We start from the raw sequence: 5,822 nt of genomic DNA, 5'->3' as shown, positions 1-5,822 counted from the left end.
GGTGATGTCAGCTACCCAAAGTTGATTTGGCTGCTCAGCAGTAAATTGACGATTAACTAAATCAAGTGGTTTATCTTGTTGCTCGTCAGGTATCGTTGTCTTATGTGCTTTACCCCGACGAACACCTTGAATTCCCATAACTCGCATCAATCGTTCGACTGTACAGCGGGCGACTTGATGGTCGTCAAGCTGTAGCTGCTTCCATATTTTTCTTGCACCATAAACTGACATATTATCCTCCCACACTTCGCGAATGAGTATTATCAGCTCAGCATCACGCTTTTTGCGGTTAGACAGTCGCTCAGGCTCTCTTTGTATCTGTTTATGAGAATAATACGTTGATGGTGCAATCGGCAATTCCTTGCAAATTGACTCGACACCGTAATGCTCTCTGCAAGCATCAATAAAATCCACTATTACTTCTGTTTGCGGTCGAGCTCCGCTTGGGCGAAAAAAGCGGCAGCTTGCCTCAGGATATCATTCGTTCGCTTGAGCTCTTTATTCTCGCGCTCTAAGACGGCAAGGCGTTCTTCAGTTGATTGCGTATTAGAAGAGGGTTTAGACGGTTGAGCTTGAGATTTCTTGACCCATGCTCTAAGTGTTTCTGGGGTACATCCCAGTTTATCTGAAATCGATACTAGCGCAGCCCAAAGAGAAGGGTATTCATGCTGTTGTGTGGTAACAAGCCTAATTGCACGTTCACGAAATTCTGATGTATAGCGATTTGATTTTTTCATAGTTCCAGTTTCTCAAGTTATTGAGTCTCTGGCAAACACGGGGCGATTCATTTCCCTGTTGAAGACTTTCACAACTGGTTAGCTTCTCAACCAAGAAACAAGTAACGCTAGTTATGGTGCATTTCGAATGCAAAATGACTCATGTCAATTTGAAATCAGATATGTTTTCAATGGTGTGGCCTGTGTTTGCATTAGACGGCAAGTCTAAAGGTACGTTAGATTTCTCATATAAAGGTGTATCGATAAAAATTGTTCCAAGCGTCCTGGGTCGAGCAACCATAAAAGATAAAGAAATACTCATTTATTGCTTAAGTCATATCATGGCTGCAAAAAATGCTAAGTTAGAGCTCAGTAACACGGTTCGCTTCAACACTTATGATCTCCTAAAGGCAACAGGGAGAGGAACATCAGGAAAAGAGTACAAACTTGTTGAAAAGGCTTTATATCGACTCGCAGGAACTTTAATTACTACTGATTACAAGTTTAATGGCCGAAAATTTTTGGAAAATATGGGTCTCATCGAAGGCTTTAAGTTAATCGAAGGTAGTGGTTTAAGCCGCTGGCAAGTAACATTGCCCGATTGGCTCATTGAGACGATTGATGACAATGATGTATTAACATTACATGAAGACTACTTTCAATTATCAAAACCATTTGATCGCAGACTTTATGAAGTCTGCCGGAAGCGCTGCGGTAGGCCTTCTAAGCAAGTTATCAAATTAGATAATTTACGAGAAAGAATCGGTGTAAGGCTACCGCTATCAGCTTTAAAGAATCGTATCCAAAAAATTAAAAAAATTTTAGATTATCGAATTAGAGTTGAGAGCGATGACGTATTAATTTTTCGTGATACTGAAAGCGGCAGAAGACAGCTTGCAAAGTTTGAAGTTGAACGTTTACGAAAAGGGTAATGGGCAGATAAGAATCGTACTTTTGGTTTTGGATAGTATCGTACTTTTGATCCAAACCATCGTACTTTTAGTTTTTATGAGTCGTACTTTTGATTTTTTATCTCTTCTGGAAGCGTTGTATTTACTACATATTTTAAGCACCAAACGGGCGAGGTTGTGAAACGTATTTTAAATATATAAATAAACGCTATCAGTTATATCAACACAAAACATATAAACACAGGTAGTTACACTAAACCAGCTAACCAATTAATTGACTTTTAACTAAATAGTATGTGAATATGAGCTTAACGCAAGCGTATCGCTTGTCCCATTCTATTGAATGATAAGTATGATTTTGGGTCTTAATGCCTGTAATAATAGGCGTTCGTGAAAACGAACTTGACCGAGGAAGCCCGACACCTTCCCACTCGAAACCAAGAGTAGAGGTTGACGTCTAGGCTAGGCCGTTTTGAGGAATGGCGTACCCAAAATCTTTTTAATAGATAGGGCATTCCTCATTTCATCCTATAGTATGGGCAGGCCTAGCCTACTAGTAAAAGTTTATGATATGGAAATTATTGATTACTTTGAGAAAGATTCTGACAATTCTATAAGCTCGATACAGAACTTATGTAGTGCTTTAGACATAACAGAGAGTGAATTAAACGAGGTAAGAGCATTAGGCTCTGAAAGTTATACTCAGTCAGAAATTCCTAAGTCTTCAGGTGGTATTAGGAGAGTACATAATCCTCATTATAAGTTGAGGAGAATTCAACGACGAATTAATAACCGAATATTTAACCCCAAAAAAGGCACTATTGTTCATTGGCCAAGTTTTATTTATGGCTCAATACCAAACCAAGATCTTCTTGAGGGGGAAATTGACCACAAAGATTATGTAGCATGTGTGACCAATCACTGTTTAAGCAGTAGCCTTCTTAAAGTTGATGTCCAAGATTTTTTTAATAATATTCATATCGATCACGTCGTCGATATCTTCAAAAATTTCTTTAAATATTCAGAAGATGTTTCTCAGTGTCTAGCTGAAATTTGTTGTCACAACGGCTTTATTGTTCAAGGTGCATTAACTTCAAGTTATATTGCTTCTTTATGTTTGTTTGATATTGAGCCTGAGGTAGTAAAAAGAATAAGAAGAAAAGGACTCAGATATACAAGATTGGTTGATGACATTACAGTTTCATCACTAGAAAGAGATTATAATTACTCTTATGTGAAAAACCTTATTATAGATATGCTTCATAAAAAGGATTTACCTATTAATGAGGAAAAAACTAATGTGTTTAGAGTATCTGAAGGACCATTATTAGTTCATGGGCTGAGGGTCTCGTTTAGAGAGCCTAGATTACCTTCTGATGAAGTATCGCGAATTAGAGCTTCAGTAAAAAATGTGGAAAGGTTAGCATCAGAGCCCAAGTTTAGAACAACCCATGCTTTTCGAAAAGATTTTAACCGTTGTATGGGGAGAGTCAATAAATTAAAGCGTGTTGGTCACAATCAACATAAAAAACTTATAGCTCGATTGTTAAAAGTGTCACCAAAACCATCTAAAAAGGATTTAAAACGTATCGAAGTGATGCTTGAGAGGCTAGAGCGTGATTATGAAAGGAAAGGTGAGAACTATTGGTTCTACAAAAGATTTTATAGAGCTCATGAGAGATTAAATTTGGTAGCTAAATCTTACCCTAACTTAGCCAAAAAGTTACGGCCGCGATTAAAAGGTGTATTTCCAAAATATGATAAACACTAAAGAGCTAAAGTTTAAATTCTTACTTTTCAGTTTACTCCCTCTTATAATTAGTTTTGTAATCTCTATGCTATTTTATATAGCAACTCTCTCAAAGAAAAATGTCAATGGCTTGGATATTTGTTTTAGTAACTCTTGTGTCCAAAACTTCGCATCTATTTTTTCTTCCTCTTTCAAGGTGTTGGAAATAGGCGCATCGGTAAGTCTAGGTATTACTACCGTTTATGGCATTTATATCGCTCTACAAAACTATATAAGCCATCAAGAAACTACAAAATTTTCAAATCATTTAGCAAATTACCAGCTGTTTAAAAGTTTTGTATCAACTGAGGTCGAAAACACTCATCGCCTTTCAGCTAAAGCAATAAACACCTTTAAATTTTATAATTTGATCTTCCCAAAATCTAGAGAGGGGATATTGACACCTTCAGAAAGCTACAAATACTTCTTATATGAGCTCGATTCGGTTATAAATAATAGTAATACTAAAATTATAGATTTAAAGTTAGGTGAATTTAAGTACAAGCCACATCAGCAAAATATTAAGATCTTGCTGTGCAAAGCTGGTATCGAAGTTGAGTATTTGCCAAGGAGAGATTTTTATGAAATTGAAAGCGATGTATTTAAATTAATAGATAGGGTTAACTCTGAATTTTGTCACTATGCAGATATGCCCACTCTCCCAAAAAGAAAGTATATTTAGATTAAACTCTAGTGCTAAGGTGATAATATAATTTTAGTATCAGAAATTTAAATTTATAACTTTGAATTTGATTGCGAAATATAAAATAGAAATGGCTTACATATAGCAAAATTAGTTCTATTTTAATCATTCATGGATAAGTGTTTAGGTGGCATAATTAATGGAGAAGATTAAGGCCTTATATGACACCAGAAGAATTAGAGCGACAGGCAATTGCCTATGCTAAAAATAATAGGACTCGTATAGCTCGCGAGTTAACAGATAAAGATCGGTTTCCTCCCGATAACAGGCCGGTTTCTGTTTTTATGGCAGGTTCGCCTGGCGCAGGAAAAACTGAAGCTTCAAAAGCTTTTTTAGAAGAAATTGGTGCTGATAATGTACTCAGGCTTGATCCAGATGAGTTAAGAGAACTAATACCTGGTTATACAGGTGATAACTCTTATTTATTTCATCGTGCTGTATCTTTTATTGTTGAGAGAACACTTGATCATGCTTTTAAAAACAAGCAGTCATTTTTGTTAGATGGTACCTTGGCAAGTTATGATGTTGCAGAAAAAAATATTGAGCGTTCTATTCGTAAAGGTCGAAAAGTGCTTATTTTGTTTGTGTACCAAAAGCCAGAGTATGCATGGGAATTTGTTGAAGCCAGAGAGAAGTTAGAAGGGCGTAGAATTTTACCAAATACTTTTATAGATCAATTTTTTGCATCACAAAATGTTATCAAGGAACTTAAATTAAAGTTTGGAAGTCAAATTAAAGTAGATTTATTGGTTAAGAATAATAAGGGTCGAACACGTTTTTATCATGATAACGTTCAGGCAATTGAGCATCATTTAGATGAAAAATTCACTAGAGAAGATCTACAGAGCCTGATAGAATCATCGTCCAGCTCAAAAAACGAGCTTTAGGAGTACCTATGTTTTCAAATTTAATAAAGCCAAAGCAAGCTCAAAATTCTAAGCTTTCAGACTTTGTACTTGACTCAAGTTCAAGTGAGAAAAAGCGAGTTTATAATCAAGTTATTGAGCGAGCAATTTCCTCTCAAGTACAGGTAGTAAATAAAGCACCTGTAGGTCAACGATAATTAATAAAAAGTCCCGCATAGGGACTTTTTTGATTTAAAAGAAATTTATAAAATATCAACTTAATAAAGTGCTCATCAACTCAACTTTTTGTTCCTTAGTTAAGCTTGCTAACAGACTTTTCATTTCACTCATTTGATCATCAGGCTTTTCTTCAATCAAACCTGCATATTTGGCTATCGTTTCTGTTACTTTCTCTGCGGGCTCTTTAAGCTCCTCAGCGGTTAAAATTAAATAGCCAGCAGTTACATCACTTTTATCTGTAATATGGTTTAGAAGGCGTTTCAGAAGGTACCCTGATACTCCGCTACTCTCAGCCATTGATGTAAATGTGCGGCGCAAATCATGCGAAGTGATTTTTACTTCTGCAATTTGGCATACATGTTTCAACGTTTTTTTAGGATCAGTGAGGTAGCCCTTTTTACTATTTATCCCAAATACATAGTCAGATACCTTGTATTCTTTTCGTCGATTAAATATCTCAGCTAATCGATCTGTAATAGGGAACTCGACATCTAAGCCATTTTTTGTATCTTCTAAAATGAATATCCTATCTTCAAGGTGTACTTGTGACCAAGGAAGTTGCAGTAACTCTGATCTTCTGAGGCCTGAAAAGGTTAGAAATTCTAGGTAATCACAAAA

The 5,822-nt window shown here is 36.0% G+C and carries 8 protein-coding genes and 1 other annotated feature; of the genes, 5 read left to right on the top strand and 3 right to left on the bottom strand.

Annotated features, from left to right (window positions below; all coding sequences use genetic code 11):
* Positions 1-414: IS3 family transposase (locus ACT3RM_RS16620; protein ID WP_444511432.1), on the bottom strand; the 414-nt coding region annotated here is incomplete at its 3' end.
* Positions 343-459: a sequence feature (AL1L pseudoknot), on the bottom strand. It overlaps the preceding gene by 72 nt.
* Positions 417-737: a transposase gene (locus tag ACT3RM_RS16615; protein ID WP_008130909.1), complete on the bottom strand. Its 321-nt coding sequence runs from the start codon at positions 735-737 to the stop codon at positions 417-419. (Overlaps the previous feature by 43 nt.)
* 113 nt (positions 738-850) lie before the next feature.
* Between ACT3RM_RS16615 and ACT3RM_RS16610 the strand changes: the two genes are divergently transcribed.
* The 5 genes from ACT3RM_RS16610 to ACT3RM_RS16590 all read left to right on the top strand — a co-directional run bounded on the left by ACT3RM_RS16610 (position 851) and on the right by ACT3RM_RS16590 (position 5,182).
* Entirely contained in the window at positions 851-1,648 is a 798-nt protein-coding gene (locus ACT3RM_RS16610) for a replication initiator protein A (RefSeq protein ID WP_444511431.1), read from the top strand.
* 550 nt (positions 1,649-2,198) lie between these two features.
* The gene (locus ACT3RM_RS16605) at positions 2,199-3,398 is read left to right on the top strand and encodes a reverse transcriptase family protein (RefSeq protein WP_138594703.1); all 1,200 of its coding nucleotides are present in this window, start codon (positions 2,199-2,201) and stop codon (positions 3,396-3,398) included.
* Positions 3,385-4,098 carry a retron Ec48 family effector membrane protein gene (locus ACT3RM_RS16600; protein WP_138594705.1) on the top strand — a complete coding sequence of 238 codons (714 nt, stop codon included), beginning with the start codon at positions 3,385-3,387 and terminating at the stop codon, positions 4,096-4,098. The genes ACT3RM_RS16605 and ACT3RM_RS16600 overlap by 14 nt, the downstream gene beginning before the upstream one ends.
* A gap of 182 nt (positions 4,099-4,280) precedes the next feature.
* Positions 4,281-5,006, top strand: coding sequence for a zeta toxin family protein (locus ACT3RM_RS16595; protein WP_444511430.1), 726 nt, complete (start codon positions 4,281-4,283; stop codon positions 5,004-5,006).
* An 8-nt stretch (positions 5,007-5,014) separates the two neighbouring features.
* A complete protein-coding gene (locus ACT3RM_RS16590; protein ID WP_164835547.1) occupies positions 5,015-5,182 on the top strand; it encodes a hypothetical protein in 168 nt (55 codons plus the stop codon).
* Positions 5,183-5,237: 55 nt separating this feature from the next.
* Here ACT3RM_RS16590 and ACT3RM_RS16585 read toward each other — a convergent pair.
* On the bottom strand, positions 5,238-5,822 hold a 585-nt coding region (locus tag ACT3RM_RS16585; protein WP_444511429.1), incomplete at its 5' end, for a tyrosine-type recombinase/integrase.

This window comes from Pseudoalteromonas sp. AOP7-A1-14 (genome assembly GCF_052376275.1).
Taxonomy (GTDB): Bacteria; Pseudomonadota; Gammaproteobacteria; order Enterobacterales; family Alteromonadaceae; genus Pseudoalteromonas.
This window is presented reverse-complemented; position numbering and strand designations above follow the sequence as displayed.

Excerpts from the sequence above, each read along its gene's own strand:
- ACT3RM_RS16605 (WP_138594703.1), top strand. The coding sequence starts at position 2,199 with ATGGAAATTATTGATTACTTTGAGAAAGATTCTGACAATTCTATAAGC.
- ACT3RM_RS16590 (WP_164835547.1), top strand. The coding sequence starts at position 5,015 with ATGTTTTCAAATTTAATAAAGCCAAAGCAAGCTCAAAATTCTAAGCTT.
- ACT3RM_RS16615 (WP_008130909.1), bottom strand. The coding sequence starts at position 737 with ATGAAAAAATCAAATCGCTATACATCAGAATTTCGTGAACGTGCAATT.
- ACT3RM_RS16600 (WP_138594705.1), top strand. The coding sequence starts at position 3,385 with ATGATAAACACTAAAGAGCTAAAGTTTAAATTCTTACTTTTCAGTTTA.
- ACT3RM_RS16610 (WP_444511431.1), top strand. The coding sequence starts at position 851 with ATGGTGCATTTCGAATGCAAAATGACTCATGTCAATTTGAAATCAGAT.
- ACT3RM_RS16595 (WP_444511430.1), top strand. The coding sequence starts at position 4,281 with ATGACACCAGAAGAATTAGAGCGACAGGCAATTGCCTATGCTAAAAAT.